Genomic DNA, 20,452 nt, shown 5'->3' on the forward strand with positions numbered 1-20,452 from the left:
TTATTTACCGATACAGAACGACCCAAAAATTTGGCCCAGTAGGTCATCAGAAGTAAATTCACCGGTTATCTCGTTTAGGTGTTGCTGCGTTAAACGTAGCTCCTCTGCGAGTATTTCGCCGGCCATATTGGCTTCTAACTGTTCCTGACCTTGCAGCAAATGTGTTTTCGCCTTGGCAAGTGCGTCTAAATGACGGCGGCGTGCCATGAAGCTGCCTTCCGAAGTTGCATTATAACCGACGCAATGTTTCAGGTGTTCGCGTAACAGCTCTATGCCGTGACCTGTTTTTGCTGACAAATGAACAACCGGAATGCCGTTATGTTCGTCAATACCCGTGGGCTCTTCGGACAAGTCGACTTTGTTACGAATAACGGTGTAAGGCATGTCGTCGGGTAACTGAGCGAAAAACTCCGGCCAAATGTCGTCAGGGTGTATTGCCGAGGTTTCCTGACTATCGACCATGAACAGTACACGATCGGCTTGGCGAATTTCGTCCCAGGCACGTTCAATGCCTATTTGCTCCACCTGATCTGGGCTTTCGCGTAAACCGGCCGTATCAATAATGTGTAACGGCATGCCGTCTATTTGAATGTGCTCACGCAATACGTCGCGAGTGGTGCCTGCAATTTCAGTGACTATGGCCGACTCACGTCCGGCGAGCGCATTCAACAAGCTCGATTTACCGGCATTGGGGCGACCAGCAATAACAATACGCATGCCTTCGCGCATGAGTGTGCCTTGCTTAGCTTCTTGTTCTATATGGAACAGCTGGTCGATAATGTCGGCTAAATCGTTGGCGACTTTACCGTCGCTTAAAAAGTCGATTTCTTCATCGGGGAAATCGATAGCAGCTTCGACATACATACGAAGATGAATAACCGCATCAACGAGCTGATCGACCCGGTGAGAAAATTCGCCTTTTAAGCTTTGTAATGCGGCTTTTGCGGCTTGTTCAGAGTTGGTGTCGATAAGGTCGGCAATGGCCTCCGCCTGAGTTAAGTCGAGCTTGTCATTCATAAAAGCTCGTTCGCTGAACTCACCGGGGCGAGCAGGGCGAATACCAGGCATTTCCAGTATCGCTTTTATGATCATGTCGATTAATACCGGTCCGCCGTGCCCCTGAAGCTCTAAAACGTCTTCACCGGTAAAGGAATTAGGACCTTTGAAAAACAGCGCTATACCCTCGTCCAGTAACTCGTTGTTACTATCATAAAAGGGAAGGTATTCTGCTTTACGAGGTTTTGGGCAGTGGCCTAATAGCTGTTCGGCGACCTGGGTGGCAGCCGAACCACTAACACGGACAATACCAACACCACCGCGACCGGGTGGTGTCGCTTGAGCGACTATGGTGTCATCGCTAAAGGTATCGTCCATATTGCTGTCTATCATGCTTATTTCTTCTTATTACCTCTTACCATCATGCCTTTCTTCTCTAGCCCACGGTAGATAATCAGCATTTGTGCAATGGTAATTAAGTTACTGACTAACCAGTACAGTACCAGACCTGATGGGAACCACAGGAAGAATACGGTAAAGACAACAGGCATATACTGGAACAGTTTCTGTTGCATAGGGTCTGTTGCCGGCGTTGGCTGCAGACGTTGCATCAGGAACATACTCGCACCCATTAGTATAGGCAGTATGTAGTAAGGGTCTTTAGTCGATAGGTCCTGAATCCAGAAAATGAATTCTGAATGACGCAATTCGACGCTTTCCAGCAGTACCCAGTAAAGTGCCAGGAAGATAGGTAACTGCAACAGCATTGGCAAACAACCACCAAGTGGGTTCACTTTTTCTGTTTTGTACAGTTTCATCATTTCCTGAGACAGTTTCTGGCGGTCACTGTTGTAACGTTCACGAAGCTCAGTCATTTTCGGCTGCAGCATACGCATTTTCGCCATAGACACGTACTGTGCTTTGGTCAGCGGGAATAGCAGCGCTTTTACAATAACCGTGGTTAAGATAATAGCCAGACCCCAGTTAATAACGATACTTTGTAAGAACTGAAGTAATTTGAAAATAGGTTGCGCTAACCACCAAAGGAAACCGTAGTCGACGGTTAAATCCAAGTGCTCGACTAACTGCGCCATTGAGTCCTGGTCTTTCGGACCCAAATACAGTTTAGATTCAATAGTTTCAGTGCTGTTTGGATTTACCTGAGTAGCAGGGTAAACCACACCGATAATAGCTTGCGAGCCATTGGCAACACGCGAGAATAAACGATTGGTTTGTTGCTGTGTTGGAATCCATGCAGAAACAAAGTAGTGCTCCAGCATACTCACCCAACCGGTTTGAGAGGTGACATCCAAACGCTTATCTTGCATATCTTCGAAGTCATATTTCTCAAACTTGTCGTCGTCGTGAGAGTATGCGGCACCGAAGTAAGTTGGCATTATCATGCTGCCACTTTCACCAGTGCCCATTGAGCGTTTTAACTGACCGTAGAACTGCGTGCTTAAGGTGTCAGCGGAGTTGTTTTCAATTTCGAAACGAACATCAATATCGTAGTGACCCGGCGTAAAGGTGAATATTTTACGGTATACCACACCATTTTCAGAGGTGTAGGTAAGTGGCACTTCTATTTTTTCAGACGTCGATGAATAATCCGTCTTTTCGTAACTGTATACGGCACGACCGTTTTTATTATCGATACCGTCAGCACCGATTAGTCCCGACTGAGCAATATAAACGGCGTTTGATTCGTTTTGCAGTAGCTGAAAACGTTTATCAGAGTCGAGCTCTTTTGCGAACTGCAGCAATTTTGCAGAAACAATATCGCCGCCACGCGTATCTATTTGTACGTCGAGTACATCGGTTTCAACGTGAATAGTAGTAGCGCTTGACGTCTTCGGTACACCTTCGGCTTCAGGCACATCATTGGATGCAGCAACCGAACCGCTTGGAACGTCAGTTGAGCCTGCGCTGTCAGCAGCTTGCTGCTGCGTAGACTCAGAATTTGTTGGAGCCGTTGTACCTGGTGCCGATTCCACAACCCAATTTTGGTAAAGGAAAAATGACACCACTAAAAAGGCAATAAATAATATTGAACGTGGCGAATTCATAGTGATTTCGTCTCTGTTGGCTGTTTCGTTAATGATTGACTGTTATTTTCTGTTTTAGCTTTTTGTTCTTGCTCGCAAGGAGGGACGGGGTCGTAACCGCCCGGGTGACCGGGATGGCATTTACCGATTCGCTTGGTGGCAAGAAAAACTCCACGGATTGTACCGTGTTTTTCAATAGCCTCACAGGCGTAATGTGAACATGACGGATAAAATCGACAACGCGGTCCAAGTAACGGACTTATGACCCATTGGTAGATTTTAATTAGCGCGATTGGTACTGCACGCAGCGCTTTGCTAATTTTCGCCATAAATAATTCAACGTATCCCGTAAAGCGGCGTTATCTTGCTCAACGATACCTGGCTTGGCAATAATAACAATGTCAAAAGCCGGTAGTTTATGTTGGCTTAAGCGAAAAGTCTCGCGCATTTGGCGTTTTATACGATTGCGATCAACAGCGCGTTTGGCTCGTTTCTTACTAATAGTAACGCCGATGCGAGGATGGCCTTTCGTGTTGGGCGTTGCCAACATAGTAATGTGAGAAGTGACAGCTTTTACAGGAGGGTTTGAGAATACAGTCTGAAAGTCAGAGGGAGTTAGCAGACGTAACTCCCGTCCGAATGAGATACTCTTAAGCACTCAATACTTTACGACCACGAGCACGGCGGCGAGCCAATACTTTACGGCCGTTTTTAGTTGCCATGCGAGCACGGAAACCGTGAGAGCGCTTGCGCTTTAATACGCTTGGTTGAAATGTTCTTTTCATAACTAATCTTCCATCGGTCAGTTTGCTAGTTCCCACGCTGGCCGAAAAAGTTGAAACCAAACGTGACGGGAATTTTTTAGAGCGCGGATCTTACCGATCTTTTACCCGCTAGTCAACGACTACGCGTGCATTTATTAGCCTTTTTCGCTGACTTTTTGACGATTTTCGCAAATTGACGTCATCCACAATTATATCGGTTAAGTTTTCTTTAATGTGGATAAATTTTGAGTTATGCACTTTTTCTAATTTTTGTTTATTTTGTAATAGCGCTTTTAAAGCAAAATATGAGCCAGAGTTATAGCTCTTTATAAAATAAAAAAATCCTTTATTTATGCCGTTTTCAACGCATTTTGACTAGCGGAAAGCGAATGACTGAAGTACAATCGATGAATACTATAATAAATAAACGATCCAGGAGAAGAGTGTGAATAATTCGCTTTGGCAACAATGTGCAGAGCGACTGCAATCGGAGCTTCCGTTACAGCAGTTCAACACGTGGATCAGACCACTTCAAGCCGAACAAAACGGTGACACGCTTACCTTATTTGCGCCGAACATCTATTCGGTTGACTGGGTGCGCGACAAATACTTAAAAACCATTAACGACTACCTTTCAAACCTTTGTAATGGTGAAACCGCCCCGAATGTGGTTTTGAAAGTCGGTGAAGTCTCTAACGGCCGCTCTTCTTCAGTGGCATCGGTGCAAAAGCGAGCAGCAGCTGTTCGTAAAAAAGCGACCGGTTTTTCGGGAAGTAGTAACGAGTCCGCGGAAGAATTTGAAAGCAATATCCACCCAGAGTACACCTTCGATAATTTCGTTGAAGGTAAATCGAATCAGTTAGCGCGCGCGGCAGCTATTCAGGTTGCTGAGAACCCTGGTGGTGTCTATAACCCGTTATTTGTCTACGGTGGTACGGGTCTCGGTAAGACGCACTTATTACACGCTGTCGGTAATGGCATTATGGCGCATAAAAAAGGTGCCAAAGTGTTCTATATTAGAGCAGAGCGTTTCGTTCAGGACATGGTTAACTCCATCAGAAATAGTTCAACGAACGAGTTTAAGCGCTATTATCGGTCGGTCGATGCTTTGCTAATTGATGACATTCAGTTTTTTGCGAATAAAAAAGGGTCTCAGGAAGAGTTTTTCCATACCTTTAACGCTCTGCTGGAGGGAAATCAGCAAATAATCATGACCAGCGACCATTACCCGAAAGAAATAGAAGGGGTGGAGGATCGCTTAAAGTCACGTTTTGGTTGGGGACTGACCATTGCCATAGAGCCACCGGAGCTGGAAACGCGGGTGGCGATTTTAATGCGCAAAGCCGAAGAACGTGGTTTAAATATGCCGCATGAAGTAGCGTTTTTTATCGCAAAACGACTACGTTCCAATGTTCGTGAATTAGAAGGTGCTTTGAATCGAGTTGTTGCAAATGTCCAACTGACCGGTCGTCCAATAACCATCGATTTTGTGAGAGAAGCATTACGAGACCTTATCGCAGCGCAGGAAAAACTGGTTACTATTGATAATATTCAAAAGACGGTGGCTGAGTACTACAACATTAAGTTGGCTGATATCCTGTCAAAACGTCGTAGCCGATCGGTGGCAAGGCCAAGGCAATTAGCAATGGCGTTAGCTAAAGAGTTGACCAACCACAGCTTGCCGGAAATAGGGGACGCGTTCGGTGGTCGGGATCACACAACTGTGCTCCATGCGTGTCGAAAAATACAAGAATTAAAAGATGCTCAGAACGACATAAAAGAAGATTATCGTAATTTAATACGGACGTTGTCGTCTTAAGCATGTCGTCATTACAGGGGAATGAGTCATGAAATTTTCTATCAATCGCGATGCGTTTTTAAAGCCACTGCAAGTTGTTAGTGGCGCAGTAGAAAGACGTCACACTTTACCTATTCTTGCTAACTTATTGTTACAGGTTGAGAACGGTCAGTTGAAACTGACAGGTACGGACCTGGAAGTAGAACTGGTGTCGTCTGTAGCGCTAGAGTCGGCAGATATGGATGCATCGGTAACAGTGCCAGCTAAAAAGCTAGTGGACATTGTGCGTAGTTTACCCGATGGCTCTGTTATTGAATTTACTGCTGAAGGCGACAGCGCAACCGTAAAATCCGGCCGCAGTAAATTTAAACTCAGCACCCTGTCTGCTGATGATTTCCCGAATATTGACGACTGGAAAAGCGATATCCAGCTGGTGACAGAGCAAGGTATTTTAAAAGACTTAATGGAGAAAACACATTTCTCCATGGCAAATCAGGATGTTCGCTATTATTTAAACGGTATGTTGTTCGAAACGGACAGCGGTATGCTGCGCTCGGTCGCAACTGACGGCCACCGTTTGGCGATGAGCACCTGTGCCATCGACCAGCCGGGCTTAACTCAAAGACAGGTGATTGTTCCAAGAAAGGGGGTGGTTGAACTACTTCGTTTACTAGGCGATGACGAACACGAAGTTACGGTGTCTATCGGTAATAATCATATTCGTGTTGAAACACCTGAGCTTATGTTCACCAGTAAATTAGTAGACGGCCGATTCCCTGACTACCGTCGTGTATTACCTAGCGGCGGTGATAAAGTGGTTGTGGCTGACCGCGATATTTTACGCCATGCATTCAGTCGCGCCTCTATTTTATCGAATGAAAAATTCAGAGGCGTTCGCTTAAACTTAAGTTCGGGTGAGCTTTGCATTACCGCAACTAACCCAGAGCAAGAGCAAGCGGAAGAAATTATTGAGGTCGACTACCAGGGCGATGACTTGGAAATCGGTTTCAACGTCAGTTACTTACTTGATGTCATGAGCAACATTGATGAGGAACAGGTATCTTTCACACTGTCAGACTCTAACAGCAGTGCATTGATTGAGCCGCAGCATGATGACTCATGTTGTTATGTAATAATGCCAATGCGCCTGTAATATCATCATAGATGTTTATTGAATCTCTCAATTTAAGCCACTTTCGAAACTTTAAGGAAGTGGCTATCTCTCCTGATAGACATATCAATTTAATTACCGGCAGTAACGGGTCCGGTAAGACAAGCCTTTTAGAAGCGATTTATTTATTAGGCTTTGGTCGCTCTTTTCGACCTGGCGGATTTCGGCAGCTGATAAATGAACATACGGATCAATTTACGATATTTTGTCGTACGGCAAACCATTCGATAGGAGTTCGTCGGACTACTTCCGGTGATCAGACGTTGCGTTTAGATAATGCCAACGCAACAAAAATGTCTGAGGTCGCACGTTTGGTGCCGGTTCAGCTTTTGACTCCGGAGTCGGTCGATATTCTTTTAGAAGGACCTAGTTTAAGACGTCAGTTCTTAGATTGGGGAGTGTTCCACGTGGAACATTCGTTTTATAAAAACTGGGTTTCTTACACTCAAATACTGAAACAGCGTAACAGTTTATTAAAGCAATACTCAGCGTCTGCAACACAAGATAAGTACTGGCTCGAGCAACTTGCTTACTATGGTGAACTCATTAGTGTCAGTCGTGAAAATTATTTGAAAGAACTGTCGGATTATATACAAGAATTAGCGAAATCTTTCCTCTCAAATGTTACAATCGAGGTTCGACTAAAAAAAGGGTGGGATAGTACCCAATCACTTTTTTCGGCCTTAGAAAGCCATACAGAGAAAGATAAGAAATATGGCTTTACGTCAGTGGGTCCACACAAGGCGGATATTAAAATTTTAGCCGATGGCGTGGATGTAAAACACAGATTGTCCAGAGGGCAGTTAAAGACGTTGGTTTCAGCATTAAAGTTAGCGCAAGGGAAGCATTTTCAGTCTGTTAAGGGCGAATCTTGCGTTTACTTAGTGGACGATCTGACATCTGAACTGGATGCGGATAATCAACGATTGTTGTGCCAGCAGTTAGAAAAATTAAATGCGCAGGTGTTTGTCACAGCGATTACTGGAAAGCAGTTGTCGGATAAATTTCAAAAATCGCCCAAAATGTTCCACGTGGAACATGGGGCAATAAACGAATGATATCGAGATAATAACTATGGAAGAAAATAACTACGGTTCATCGAGTATAAAGGTCCTTAAAGGATTGGATGCAGTTCGTAAACGTCCAGGGATGTATATTGGCGACACGGACGATGGCACAGGTCTGCATCACATGGTTTTTGAGGTTGTCGATAACTCTATCGATGAGGCTTTGGCTGGGCATTGTTCAGAAATTCTCGTCACTATTCATTCTGACGGTTCCGTGTCAGTAAAAGATGATGGCCGTGGAATTCCTGTCGACATTCATGAAGAAGAGGGTGTGTCGGCCGCTCAAGTTATTATGACCGTACTTCATGCTGGTGGTAAATTTGACGATAACTCGTATAAAGTATCGGGCGGTTTACACGGTGTTGGTGTCTCAGTCGTTAACGCTCTGTCTGAAAAGCTGCAGTTAACCATTCGTCGTCAGGGTAAGGTTTATGAACAAACCTATCATATGGGTGAACCTGAAAGCGACGTTAAACCCATTGGCGATACCGACTCAACAGGTACTGAACTGCGTTTTTGGCCAAGTGCTGAAACCTTCAGTGACACTGTTTTTCATTACGACATTTTGGCCAAACGTTTACGCGAATTGTCATTCCTAAACTCTGGCGTTGGTATTCGTTTACGTGACGAGCGCGATGACCGTGAAGATTTATTTAAATACGAAGGCGGTATTGCCGCTTTTGTTAATTACTTAAACCAGAATAAAACGCCTATTCATGAGAAAGCATTCCACTTTGCGGCGGAACGAGAAGACGGTATATCCGTTGAAGTAAGTATGCAGTGGAATGACTCTTTCCAAGAGAATATTTATTGCTTTACGAACAACATTCCACAGCGCGACGGTGGTACTCACTTAGCGGGTTTCCGTGCAGCTTTGACGCGTACATTGAATGCTTACATGGAAAAAGAAGGCTTCACTAAGAAGACAAAAACCTCAGCGACGGGTGATGATGCCCGTGAAGGTTTGACCGCTATTATTTCTGTGAAAGTACCAGACCCTAAGTTTTCATCACAAACTAAAGACAAACTCGTGTCTTCTGAGGTGAAATCAGCGGTTGAGCAAGCAATGAACGAGCAGTTGGCGGACTACTTGTTAGAAAACCCAACCGAATCGAAGCTTATTATTAATAAGATTATTGATGCCGCTCGAGCGCGAGAGGCTGCGCGAAAAGCCCGCGAAATGACACGTCGTAAAGGTGCGTTAGATATCGCTGGCTTGCCAGGCAAGCTAGCTGATTGTCAGGAAAAAGACCCGGCACTTTCTGAACTCTATATTGTGGAGGGTGACTCGGCAGGTGGTTCTGCGAAGCAAGGTCGTAACCGTAAGAACCAAGCAATACTGCCGCTTAAGGGTAAAATTCTGAACGTTGAAAAAGCACGCTTTGATAAGATGCTGTCGTCGGCGGAAGTAGGAACGTTGATAACGGCTATGGGTTGCGGCATTGGTCGAGATGAATATGACCCGGATAAAACCCGCTACCACCGAATTATTATCATGACCGATGCGGATGTTGACGGCTCTCACATTCGCACATTGCTACTGACGTTTTTCTACCGCCAAATGCCGGAAATTATTGAGCGTGGTTATATTTATATTGCTCAGCCTCCGCTTTATAAAGTGAAAAAGGGCAAACAGGAAGTCTACATAAAAGATGACCCAGCACTTATTCGTTATTTGACCAGCCTTGCGTTAGATAATGCATCTTTGCATGTGAACGAGACTGCTCCGGGTATTTCGGGCGAGCGTTTGGAAACCTTAGTAAACGGCTACCAAATGGCACAAGAAAACATTAAGCGGCTAAGTCGTCGTATGCCTGAGAAGTTCCTGCAGCGTTTATTCTATGCGCCTCGTTTAACGGATGAGCGCTTGAAAGACCAAAGCTACATGGAAGGCTGGGTTAAGACACTTAATGATGACCTAACCGCTCGCGAAGTTGATTCAGCCACTTATACTATCTCTTTGCATGAAGACGAAGAGCGTAAGATGTGGTTACCGACAACGACCATTCGCCAGCATGGTGTCGATACCGATTACCCGCTAAATTACGAGTTCTTAATGTCCAAAGACTACGAGCAAATTGTCACCTTGGGTGAAGAAATTGACTCTTTAGTTGAAGAGGGCGGTTATGTCTTGCGTGGTGAGAAGAAACAGCCAGTGTCGCATTTCGTCGATGCCGTAGAATGGCTGATTAGTGAATCCAAACGAGGCATGTACGTACAGCGCTACAAAGGTTTGGGCGAGATGAACCCGGATCAGCTTTGGGAAACCACTATGGATCCTGAAACGCGTCGCATGCTTCAAGTAACTATTGAAGACGCGATTGGCGCAGACCAACTATTCACAACGCTCATGGGTGATGAAGTAGAACCACGTCGAGCATTTATTGAGTCTAATGCTCTTAAAGTGGCAAACTTGGACGTTTAGTCAGTTAGTAATGATACAAAAAAGGCGGCTTCCGTTTCCGGAGCCGCCTTTTTCTTTGCCTACTAAATAGTTATTGCAGTAATGAAATATCCGCTATTTCCAGGAACAGTTGGCGTAAACGGTACAGTAAATTCAAGCGGTTAAGCCGGATATCATCCTGTTCAGCATTCACCATGACGTGCTCGAAGAATTCATCCACAGGCTCTTTCAAGTTAGACAGTTGCGTCAGGGCATCGGTGTAGTTACCGTCCTGAATGAGCGGTTTAACCGTTTGCTCTGTTTCGTCTAGCAACTGATACAAAGCTTTTTCAGGGGCTTCGTTTAAAAGGTTTGGTTGAACCTTACCGTCTATCGATTCCTTAGATTTTGCCAGTATATTACCTACGCGTTTATTCGCGGCAGCTAAGCTCTCTGCTGAATCCAGCGATTTAAACGTTTCAACGGCTTTAACGCGTTTGTCGAAATCGACCGGTTTTGACGGAGAGCGAGCAAGCACCGCCTGAATGACATCAACGGAAATACCTTGCTCTTGATACCATGGACGGAAACGACCCAGCAGGAAGTCGAAGACATCGGCTTTTACCGTTTGGTTAGACAGCTTGTCTCCAAAACCTTCGGCCGAGGCTGCTAAAAGCTCATTTAAGTCGAGCGGTAAATCACGCTCAACCAATGTGCGTAAAAGTCCAAGTGCAGCACGTCGCAGAGCGAATGGGTCGCGGTCACCTTTTGGCACTTGGCCAATACCGAAAATACCGACTAGGGTATCTAGCTTATCTGCAAGCGCAACAGAGCACGCTTCTTTGCTTTCGGGTAAATGGTCGCCCGAGAAACGAGGCCAGTAGTGTTGCTCTATAGCCTCTGCAACTCTGGCAGTTTCGCCATCATTAAGCGCGTAGTGTTTACCCATAACGCCTTGAGTTTCGGGGAATTCTGAGACCATATCGGAAACCAAGTCGGCCTTACACAGCAGACCAGCGCGTTCAGCTGCTTGAGCGTCCGCTTTAAGAAGCGACGCAATTTTCCCTGCCAACTCAGCGATACGACGAGCTTTGTCGCCAATACTTCCAAGTTGCTTCTGGAAAAGAACCGAATCGAGTTTAGCGACTCGCGACTCAAGGGGCTGCTTCTTGTCGGACTCAAAGAAAAACTGAGCGTCAGCCAGGCGAGGGCGAATGACTTTTTCGTTGCCATGAATGATTTGCTGCGGGTCGCGACTTTCTATATTCGTAATGAATATGAATTGAGGCAGTAATTGACCGCTATTGTCCTCGACCGGGAAGTAACGTTGGTCATCTTTCATGGTGACAATAAGCGGTTCTTTAGGTACGTCCAAAAAGCCTTTATCAAAACTTGCTGTTAAAGCAACTGGCCATTCGACTAATGCAGCCACTTCTTCGACTAAATCATCGTCCTGAATAACGCGACCACCAAGTTCGTTTGCTAAGCGCGTTACTTCGGACTGGATAATATCAATGCGCTCTTCGAAGTTAGCGATTACTTTCGCTTCACGCAGCTTGTTTAAGTAGTTGTCGACATGATCAAGCTCGAAACCTTGTTTGGAATGGAAGCGATGCCCTTGAATAAAACGAGCGCTTTTAGTTTCCAATACTTCGGCATTAATGAGTTCATCGCCAAGCATGACTGTCAGTGTGTGTACCGGACGAATAAATTGAGCCGTACTGTCTCCCCAGCGCATGGGCTTAGGAATAGGCAGTGTCTTAATCGCTGACTCAATAAACCCTTGCGCTAACTGCTTTAAAGACTGGCCTTTAACCGTTGCTTTATGAAGTAGCCATTCGCCTTTATCGGTCTTTAAGCGCTCAGCCTGGTCAACCGTAATGCCATTAGAGCGAGCCCAGCCTTCTGCTGCCTTGGTCGGATTACCTGCATCATCAAAGGCAACGTTAACCGCAGGACCTCGTTTTTCTACAACTTTGTCCTGTTGTTCTGTCTCTACCTGATTCACAAGCACCGCTAAACGACGTGGTGTCGCATAAGCGTCTATGCTCTCGAAAGACAGCTCGGCCGATTCTAAACCGGCTTGTATGCCCGACTTAAAACTATCACGTAATGCTCTTAAAGCCTTTGGAGGAAGCTCTTCCGTGCCTAACTCAATCAGTAAATTGTCTTTATTCACAGCTATGCTCTCCTTAGTCTTCGGCTTTCTTTTCGGCCAGAGGGAAGCCTAACGCTTCTCGTGCCTGATAATAAGTTTCAGCAACTGCCTTAGCCATGGTACGTACTCGCAATATATAACGTTGTCTTTCGGTCACGGAGATTGCGTGTCTGGCGTCCAACAAATTGAATGCATGAGAGGCTCGCATGACTTGCTCGTAAGCTGGAAGTGGCAATGCTTTCTCTATGAGTAATTCACATTCTTTTTCGCAGTCTTCAAAGCGCTGAAAAAGAACATCGACATCGGCATACTCGAAGTTATAAGTCGACTGCTCAACCTCATTTTGATGGAACACGTCGCGGTACAGAATTTTACCGCGTGGGCCGTCTGTCCAAACTAAGTCGTAAATGCTGTCCACGCCTTGAATATACATTGCCAGGCGTTCAAGGCCGTAAGTAATTTCGCCGGCAACCGGGCGACACTCTAAACCACCGACTTGCTGGAAGTAGGTGAACTGGGTGACTTCCATACCATTGAGCCATACTTCCCAGCCTAAGCCCCAGGCGCCCAGAGTAGGCGATTCCCAGTTATCTTCTACAAAGCGTATGTCGTGAGTTAGCGTATCAAAGCCCAACAGTTCCAGAGAGCCCAGATAAAGCTCCTGAATGTCTTTAGGCGACGGCTTCATAATGACCTGAAACTGGTAATAGTGCTGAAGACGATTTGGGTTTTCGCCGTAACGACCGTCTGTCGGGCGGCGGCAGGGCTGCACATACGCAAAGCTGGCAGGCTCTGGCCCTAAAGAGCGTAAGAATGTCATGGGATGGAATGTACCTGCACCCACTTCCATATCGAGCGGTTGCACTACCGCACAGCCTTGCTGAGCCCAGTAATCTTGTAAGGCTAAAATAAGCCCCTGAAAGGTTTTTACATCGTATTTCGACATACGCTTTCTCTGCTTTGTTATTTGTGGTTGACCGATGGTCGAAAAATATGCGTAGATTATACCCTCTGAAGCGCCTTGGTTATAGGGGATGACATGACAAATAATGCGCCAGAACGGTGTTCATGGTGTGAATCTGCTGACGATTACCGAGCTTATCACGACAATGTCTGGGGCAGACCAGTCAGTGACCCGCAAGAGCTTTTTGCTAAGCTTTGCCTGGACGGGCAGCAAGCAGGTCTCAGCTGGATAACCATTTTGCGCAAACAAGCTGGCTACGAGAATGCTTTTTTAAACTTTAACCCACAAGCTATTGTGGCAATGAGTGACGAAGATAAAGAAGCGCTGTACACCAATAGTGATATTATTCGAAGTAAGAAGAAAATAGACGCCATTTTTACCAACGCCGAAGCTTATTTAAAGCTGGAAGAGCAGGGTATTAAGTTTGAACAGTGGTTATGGTCTTTTGTGGGCGGAAAGCCCGTTATTAACAGGTACAAAGCACAAGCGGAAATCCCCACGGAAACCGAAGCCTCGAGAACAATGGCAAAAGCGTTGAAAAAAGCAGGATTCAAGTTCGTTGGCCCCACCATTTGCTATGCTTTTATGGAAGCAGTTGGTATGGTTAACGACCATGTTATCAGTTGTCATTGTTACGAACCCGTCGTAAAACAAATGAAACAATTTACGTTATAGAACGTTGTCAAAAGAGCGAAGGAAGAATGATTGAAATAACACTGGCGGATTACAATAATCCCAAACATCGCAGCGCAGTTATCGCTATGCTCGACGCTTATGCCAAAGACCCAATGGGCGGCGGCGAAGGTATCTCAGACGAAGTGAAAGAAAACCTGATAGATGAAATGGCAAAAAGAGACCATGTCTTTTCATTGCTGGCCTACGATGGCGATACCCCGGTTGGCGTTGCAAACTGCGTTGAAGGCTTTTCAACCTTTGCAGCAAAACCACTAATGAACATTCATGACATAGCCGTTATTCCTGAATACCGTGGCCAAGGCGTTGCGCGTAAACTGCTGGAAGAAGTGAAAACACTGGCAGAATTCCGTGGCTGCGTGAAGCTGACACTGGAAGTGCTGGAAAACAATGACCGTGCTAAGCAAGCCTATAAAAACTTTGGCTTCGAACCCTATGAACTGGGTGAAGTTGGTCAGGCTGAGTTCTGGGAAATGTACTTAAATAAAGATAAAGCCTGACACCTAAACGTCAGGCTTTTAGTGGGATTTCCTAACCCAGTAGCGGTAAGGCATCTCTTCGGTTTCAGAAGCAACCAGCTCATGTTCCATAAACTCGCAAAAGCCCGGAATATCCCGGGTTGTTGCGGGATCATCCGCAATAATCAGTAATACCTCACCAACTTCCATTTTACGAATAGCCGCACGAACTAACATTACGGGCTCTGGGCATTTAAGGCCAAGGGTATCGAGTTCTTTGTCGCAGGTAATTTGAGTCATTAGCGTTAGCAAATTAAGTGGAATTAACAGAGAGTTTAACACTTTCGCGACTAAGGGGTGAGGGGGGAGTGATGGATTGCTGCAGTCAAGCCCCCAGGGAGGATTCACGGCGTGTTTCTGAGTATTTCCTGACAATAAAAAGGGGCGAGCCTTCGCTCCCCCCTTCCTCAGAGCAGTTAAAGTGTTAAACCGCCCTAACTTTGCTGTTTCTTTTAAACGCGTTCAAATACCGTCGCAATACCTTGGCCAAGGCCAATACACATGGTTGCTAAACCAAGCTTTGCGTCTTTCTCTTCCATCAGGTTAATTAGCGTCGTTGAAATACGAGCACCGGAACAGCCTAATGGGTGACCTAAAGCGATAGCACCGCCGTTCAGGTTCACTTTCTCTTCCATCTTGTCGAACAGTTTTAAACCTTTAAGTACAGGCAGTGACTGTGCGGCAAAGGCTTCGTTCAGTTCAACAACGTCGATGTCGTCAATAGACACACCAGCACGTTTAAGTGCTTTCTCAGTTGCCGGAACGGGGCCGTAACCCATAATGGAAGGATCGCAGCCTGCAACGGCCATTGAGCGAATCTTAACGCGTGGCGTCAGACCCAGTTCTTTGGCTTTATCAGCAGACATAACCAACATGGCAGCTGCGCCGTCAGACAAGGCTGACGATGTACCTGCGGTTACCGTGCCGTTGGCCGGGTCAAACACCGGGCGAAGCTGTGACAGGCCTTCTGCGGTGGTTTCCGGACGAATAACTTCGTCTTCAGTCACGCGTACCAGTTCGCCGTCGGCATTGTGGCCGTTAATTGGGTAAATCTCTTTCGCAAAGCGGCCTTCAACAGTCGCTTCGTGCGCTTTCTTATGAGAGCGCGCGCCGAATTCGTCTTGTTGTTCACGGGTAATACCGAACTTGCGAGACAACAATTCAGCTGTCATACCCATGCTGCCTGAAGCTTTTGCTACAGACTTATTCATGCCCGGGTGAAAGTCGATGCCGTGAGTCATTGGTACGTGACCCATGTGCTCAACACCACCGGCCATAAAGATCTCGCCGTCGCCGTTCATAATAGCGCGGGTAGCGTCGTGCAACGCCTGCATTGATGAGCCGCACAGACGGTTAACGGTAACACCGGCTACTTTGTGTGGAATGCCGGCAATTAACGCTGAGTTACGCGCAATGTTGAAGCCTTGTTCTAAGGTTTGCTGTACACAACCCCAGTAAATGTCTTCCAGTTCTTCCGGGTCAACTTCCGGGTTACGCTCAAGTAAGCCCTTCATCAGCGCAGCTGAGAGGTCTTCGGCACGAGTATGGCGGAAAACACCATTTTTTGAACGCCCCATTGGCGTACGAATACAATCTACAATGACGATGTCTTTCATTTTAATAACCTCCTCAAGCCTTACTTCGCGCTGGTTGTGTCAAAGTAAGATTTACCGGCTTTAGCCATTTCGCGCATACCGCCAGTTACTTGGTAAATTTCACCCAGGTGCGCGTATTTGTCTGCCAGTTGAATAAAGTTGTCGATACCTACAGTTTCCAGGTAACGGAACGGGCCGCCACGGAATGGAGGGAAACCTAAACCGTAAAGCAGTGCCATGTCAGCTTCTGCCGCAGAGCCCACGATGTCTTCTTCCAGGCAGCGAACCACTTCGTTCACCATTGGGATCATGCAGCGAGCAATCACTTCGTCTGCATCAAGCTTTTTACCTTGCTCACAGCCTAGTAACTCATAAGTCGCCGGATCAGCCTCTTTGGTTGGCTTACCTTTTTTGTCGGTGCCGTATACGTAGAATCCTTTACCGTTTTTCTGACCGTAACGCTCAGCAGCTGCCAGTTTGGCAATAGCGCTTGAGGTGTCACGTTTCATGCGGGTAGGGAACCCGTCTTCCATAACGACCGTACAGTGATCAGCCGTGTCGATGCCGACAACGTCACTCAAGTACGCAGGACCCATAGGCCAGCCGAACTGCTTCTCCATAACCTTGTCGATACCAACAAAGTCTACGCCTTCATCAACCATACCGGCAAAGCCTGCCAGGTAAGGGAAGAGTACACGGTTTACCAAGAACCCAGGGCAGTCGTTAACAACGATAGGGGTTTTGCCGAGTTTCAGTGCGTACGCTACAACAGCGTTAACCGTTTCGTCTGAGGTTTTCTCACCACGAATAATCTCAACCAGCGGCATCTTATGTACCGGGTTAAAGAAGTGCATGCCGCAGAATTTTTCAGGGCGCTTCAGGTTCTTCGCTAATTCAGTAATCGAAATGGTTGAGGTGTTTGACGTTAAAATAGCGTCGTCACCGATAACGCCTTCAATTTCAGCCAGCACTGAGCCTTTAACTTTTGGGTTCTCAACAACGGCTTCAACCACAATGTCGACATCTTTAACGGAATCGTTCAGCAAGGTCGGGGTAATAGACGACAAGACTTTTATCATCTTCTCGTTGCTAACCTTGCCACGCTCAACGCCTTTTTTCAGGATCTTGCCGGCTTCTTTCATGCCCAGGTCTAAAGCGTCTTGCTTGATGTCTTTCATCACCGCAGGTACGCCTTTGGACGCAGACTGGTAAGCGATGCCGCCGCCCATAATACCAGCGCCTAAAACACCCGCTGTTTTGATTTCTTTGGTTGCGGCTTTAGCGTACTTCTTCGACTTACCTTTAACGGCCTGATCGGCCAGGAAGATACCAACTTGTGCCTGGCATGCGTCAGTTTGAGTCAAATCGAAAAATGCGTTGTTTTCCGCTTTCAATGCGCCTTCGCGATGTTCGCGGGCGCCGTTTTCAATAGCTTCTAACGCCTTGTGCGGTGCCGGGTAGTGTTTACCAGCTTTGGCTGCAATTAAACCTTTAGCGGTAACCAGAGTCATCATTAACTCAGTGTCGTTAGCTTTCAGCGGCTCTAACTTAGGCTGACGTTTCGCTTTCCAATCTTGTTCGCCGGCAGCGGCAGCTTTCGCTAAATTCAACGCCGCTTTTGTCAGGTTCTCTGGCTCAACAATCGCATCAATTGCGCCAACTTTAAGCGCGTCTTCTGCTTTGTTGTTTTTACCTGTGGTGATCCACTCTAAAGCGTTATCAGGACCAATAACGCGAGGTAAACGCATAGTACCGCCAAAGCCCGGGATAAGACCCAGTTTCACTTCTGGTAGACCGATAGTCGCTGTGGTGTCCGCTACACGGTAATCACAGGCTAATAGTGCTTCACAACCACCGCCTAATGCGAAACCTTTAACCGCACCAACGGTTGGTACTGGCAGGTCTTCCAGTTGGTCAAATACGCGCGATGCTTTTGCAACCCAGCTACGGGTCTTTTCCTGATCAGAGAAGAGTGTCAGGAACTCTGTAATGTCTGCACCGACAATAAAGGTCGACTTGCTACTGGTGACAATGACGCCACGCAGGTCATCTGTATCTTTAAGTTTAGTCAGCGCTTCGCTGAATTCTTCTAATGTTGCCTGGTCGAATTTATTAACCGAGCCTTTCGCATCAAATTGTAATTCTGCGAAACCTGGTTCGATAAAATCGACCCGAATGCTTTCACCTTGATAGATCATCTTGGGTCTCCCACGACTTCCATTAATTTGTTGCTGTAAAGAAACTGATTCTGTTATAGCTTTGGGTTAAGGTAGAGAGAGTTTGGCGTGAATACGCTAATTTTTCAACGGTTATTTAAACATGCGTTTGAATTAATGAACAAGCAGTCGTTTATCCTACGTTACAGTCGTCCTTTTATTTTCGCTTGCGCAGTTGCTATAGGCGGGCTTTCGCATGCAGGGCCGGCGGTTACCGAAGTGATGGGGTCAGAGCAGCGAGAGCAGCAAAGAGAACTCTTTAAAAAGGCAGAGTACGCCGCCAAAAGAGGGCGTTTAAATGAGTACCGGCAGTTACTCAAAGAGCTCGAAGGCTACCCTTTAAAACCTTATCTGGAGCTTGCTCGTCTGGAGCAGGTGGGGTATTTAGCCAACGAAGACAGAGTGTTAAAGTTCCTTGAAGATTATGAAGGCACGCCATTGGATTGGCAGCTGCGCCAACCCTGGTTAAGTTATCTGGCTGGCGAAGACGAGCACAAACGTTTCATTCGCGACTTTAGACACCCCGGAACCCTCACTCATCGCTGCCAGTTTATTCATGCACGCCGTAAACAGGGCTTAGAAGACGGCCCCTTCAAGCGACAGGTCGATGCTATTTGGCAACATGGCTTCTCTCTGCCTCAAGCCTGCGACCCAATATTAAAAGAATGGACTGAATTAGGCGGGCGCACAGACGAGTTGGTCTGGAAGCGCCTGAGATTGGCTGCCACCAGTGGTAATGCGACGCTTGTTCCCTACCTGACGGGCCTGCTTCCGGAACTGCAGCAGTATCTTGGCGAGTTTTATCATAAGGTGCGTTACTCGCCGGCTGCGTTAGAGAATGGCAGTTGGTTTAAAGGCCGTTACCCCAATAAAGAGGCCGAAATTGCGACCTTTGGTTTGAAAAAGTTGGTTTGGCGAGATGAAAGTATCGCTCTAAGGACTTATAAAAAACTGAAAGACAGCCTCTCTTTTAATGATGAGCAACTCGCTGAGATAGCTGAAGAATTTGCGGTGGCGCTGAGTTTAGATGACCACCCTGAAGCAAGAATTTGGCATTCGCGAGTACCACCTGAAGCATTGAATGAAAGGGTGTTGCAGTGGCGGTTAGCGGTGCATTTAAAGGATAATGATTTTGAAGGGCTAAGAACGGTTATCAACGCGTTGCCTATCGCCATAAAGCAAGGGAACCAGTGGCGTTATTGGCTGGCGCGTAGTGAGGAAAAGCTTGGGAATGAGCTTGTAGCGCAGGAGCTTTATGAGGACTTATCAGACGAGCGTCATTATTATGGCTTTTTAGCGGCCGCGCGATTGCAAAAGCCTATTAGCCTCGAGCAGGAAAAGCTGGAAGTAAGCGTACTTCAGTTAGAGCAGGTACGCAGTCATCCCAGTGTCCAGCGGGCTTACGAGTTTATTCAGCTCGAACGCTGGGTGGATGCTCGCAGAGAATGGAACCATCTACTGACCCAACTCGACGGTGAAGAGCAAAAAGTTGCTGCGTATTTGGCAAGTGAGTGGGGGTGGCACGATCAAGCCATTTGGACACTCGCACAAATCGGTCATTTTGACGCAGTGGGTATTCGGTTTCCATTGGCCTACCAGGATATTTTAAGTCGTGCATCTCAGGCTGCAGGAATCGATGAAGAATGGGCTTTGGCAATAACCCGGCGAGAAAGTGCGTTTCGACACGATGCCTATTCAAGTGCGGGCGCGCGGGGGCTTATGCAAATACTGCCAAGTACCGCTAAAAAGCTTGATGGAAAGGGCAATTGGCGACGCCTGAATAACCCTTCAGTTAATGTGCGTTTGGGCACTTATTATTTAGGCCGTTTAAAGCATCGTTTCGAAAACAATTGGTTACTGGCAACGGCGAGCTATAACGCGGGCTACTACCGGGTGAAAGAGTGGTTGCCGGAAGAGCCTATGGAAGCAGATGCATGGATTGAAACAATACCCTATTATGAAACAAGAGATTACGTTAAAGCGGTATTAAGTTATCAGCAGATTTATCGGATGTTGGGTGGTAAAGAAGATAATTTATTTGAAGACGTGATAGACATGAAAATTGTTGGTTCAGAATAGGACGA

17 protein-coding genes are annotated in these 20,452 nt (G+C 46.5%); 7 read left to right on the forward strand and 10 right to left on the reverse strand.

What is annotated here, in order from left to right; all coding sequences use genetic code 11:
* From mnmE to rpmH, 5 genes are read right to left on the reverse strand one after another with little or no spacing between them, the layout of a single operon-like run.
* Window positions 1–1,374, reverse strand: a complete 1,374-nt coding sequence (gene mnmE / locus B3850_RS03085; RefSeq protein ID WP_053954143.1) for a tRNA uridine-5-carboxymethylaminomethyl(34) synthesis GTPase MnmE — start codon at window positions 1,372–1,374, stop codon at window positions 1–3.
* A 17-nt stretch (window positions 1,375–1,391) separates the two neighbouring features.
* A complete protein-coding gene (yidC, locus tag B3850_RS03090; protein ID WP_286875434.1) occupies window positions 1,392–3,062 on the reverse strand; it encodes a membrane protein insertase YidC in 1,671 nt (556 codons plus the stop codon).
* Window positions 3,059–3,370, reverse strand: coding sequence for a membrane protein insertion efficiency factor YidD (yidD, locus tag B3850_RS03095; protein ID WP_074668967.1), 312 nt, complete (start codon window positions 3,368–3,370; stop codon window positions 3,059–3,061). Before yidD ends, yidC begins: the two co-directional genes overlap by 4 nt.
* On the reverse strand, window positions 3,325–3,699 hold the full coding sequence (rnpA, locus tag B3850_RS03100; protein ID WP_286875432.1) for a ribonuclease P protein component: 375 nt from the start codon (window positions 3,697–3,699) through the stop codon (window positions 3,325–3,327). The genes yidD and rnpA overlap by 46 nt, the downstream gene beginning before the upstream one ends.
* On the reverse strand, window positions 3,692–3,826 hold the full coding sequence (rpmH, locus tag B3850_RS03105; protein WP_011235863.1) for a 50S ribosomal protein L34: 135 nt from the start codon (window positions 3,824–3,826) through the stop codon (window positions 3,692–3,694). The genes rnpA and rpmH overlap by 8 nt, the downstream gene beginning before the upstream one ends.
* 424 nt (window positions 3,827–4,250) lie before the next feature.
* Here rpmH and dnaA point away from each other — a divergent pair, with 424 nt between their 5' ends.
* Genes dnaA through gyrB form a run of 4 tightly spaced genes read left to right on the forward strand, consistent with a single transcriptional unit; the run spans window position 4,251 to window position 10,266 of the window.
* A complete protein-coding gene (gene dnaA, locus B3850_RS03110; protein WP_053954097.1) occupies window positions 4,251–5,624 on the forward strand; it encodes a chromosomal replication initiator protein DnaA in 1,374 nt (457 codons plus the stop codon).
* Between the two features lie 28 nt (window positions 5,625–5,652).
* A complete protein-coding gene (gene dnaN, locus B3850_RS03115) occupies window positions 5,653–6,756 on the forward strand; it encodes a DNA polymerase III subunit beta (protein ID WP_053954098.1) in 1,104 nt (367 codons plus the stop codon).
* An 11-nt stretch (window positions 6,757–6,767) separates the two neighbouring features.
* Window positions 6,768–7,832 carry a DNA replication/repair protein RecF gene (gene recF, locus B3850_RS03120; RefSeq protein WP_286875429.1) on the forward strand — a complete coding sequence of 355 codons (1,065 nt, stop codon included), beginning with the start codon at window positions 6,768–6,770 and terminating at the stop codon, window positions 7,830–7,832.
* Window positions 7,833–7,848: 16 nt separating this feature from the next.
* On the forward strand, window positions 7,849–10,266 hold the full coding sequence (gene gyrB / locus B3850_RS03125; protein ID WP_053954100.1) for a DNA topoisomerase (ATP-hydrolyzing) subunit B: 2,418 nt from the start codon (window positions 7,849–7,851) through the stop codon (window positions 10,264–10,266).
* A 70-nt stretch (window positions 10,267–10,336) separates the two neighbouring features.
* Here gyrB and glyS read toward each other — a convergent pair whose 3' ends face one another.
* Together glyS and glyQ are read right to left on the reverse strand one after the other, a co-directional pair.
* Window positions 10,337–12,403: a glycine--tRNA ligase subunit beta gene (gene glyS / locus B3850_RS03130; RefSeq protein WP_286874738.1), complete on the reverse strand. Its 2,067-nt coding sequence runs from the start codon at window positions 12,401–12,403 to the stop codon at window positions 10,337–10,339.
* A 13-nt stretch (window positions 12,404–12,416) separates the two neighbouring features.
* Window positions 12,417–13,328: a glycine--tRNA ligase subunit alpha gene (gene glyQ, locus B3850_RS03135; RefSeq protein ID WP_286874740.1), complete on the reverse strand. Its 912-nt coding sequence runs from the start codon at window positions 13,326–13,328 to the stop codon at window positions 12,417–12,419.
* A gap of 93 nt (window positions 13,329–13,421) precedes the next feature.
* Between glyQ and B3850_RS03140 the strand changes: the two genes are divergently transcribed.
* Together B3850_RS03140 and B3850_RS03145 are read left to right on the forward strand one after the other, a co-directional pair.
* Window positions 13,422–14,021, forward strand: coding sequence for a DNA-3-methyladenine glycosylase I (locus B3850_RS03140; RefSeq protein ID WP_286874742.1), 600 nt, complete (start codon window positions 13,422–13,424; stop codon window positions 14,019–14,021).
* A 26-nt stretch (window positions 14,022–14,047) separates the two neighbouring features.
* Window positions 14,048–14,539 carry a GNAT family N-acetyltransferase gene (locus B3850_RS03145; protein WP_286874744.1) on the forward strand — a complete coding sequence of 164 codons (492 nt, stop codon included), beginning with the start codon at window positions 14,048–14,050 and terminating at the stop codon, window positions 14,537–14,539.
* An 18-nt stretch (window positions 14,540–14,557) separates the two neighbouring features.
* Here B3850_RS03145 and tusA read toward each other — a convergent pair whose 3' ends face one another.
* From tusA to fadB, 3 genes are all read right to left on the reverse strand, one after another.
* Window positions 14,558–14,797 carry a sulfurtransferase TusA gene (gene tusA, locus B3850_RS03150; protein ID WP_286874776.1) on the reverse strand — a complete coding sequence of 80 codons (240 nt, stop codon included), beginning with the start codon at window positions 14,795–14,797 and terminating at the stop codon, window positions 14,558–14,560.
* A gap of 212 nt (window positions 14,798–15,009) precedes the next feature.
* Complete coding sequence (gene fadA / locus B3850_RS03155; protein WP_286911374.1) at window positions 15,010–16,173, reverse strand: acetyl-CoA C-acyltransferase FadA; 1,164 nt, start codon at window positions 16,171–16,173, stop codon at window positions 15,010–15,012.
* A 20-nt stretch (window positions 16,174–16,193) separates the two neighbouring features.
* A complete protein-coding gene (gene fadB, locus B3850_RS03160) occupies window positions 16,194–18,350 on the reverse strand; it encodes a fatty acid oxidation complex subunit alpha FadB (RefSeq protein WP_286911375.1) in 2,157 nt (718 codons plus the stop codon).
* An 87-nt stretch (window positions 18,351–18,437) separates the two neighbouring features.
* Between fadB and B3850_RS03165 the strand changes: the two genes are divergently transcribed.
* Window positions 18,438–20,447, forward strand: a complete 2,010-nt coding sequence (locus B3850_RS03165; RefSeq protein WP_286911376.1) for a transglycosylase SLT domain-containing protein — start codon at window positions 18,438–18,440, stop codon at window positions 20,445–20,447.
* The last annotated feature ends 5 nt before the right edge of the window (window positions 20,448–20,452 follow it).

It is taken from the genome of Idiomarina sp. UBA4520, from assembly GCF_002388365.1.
Taxonomy (GTDB): domain Bacteria; phylum Pseudomonadota; class Gammaproteobacteria; order Enterobacterales; family Alteromonadaceae; genus Idiomarina; species Idiomarina zobellii.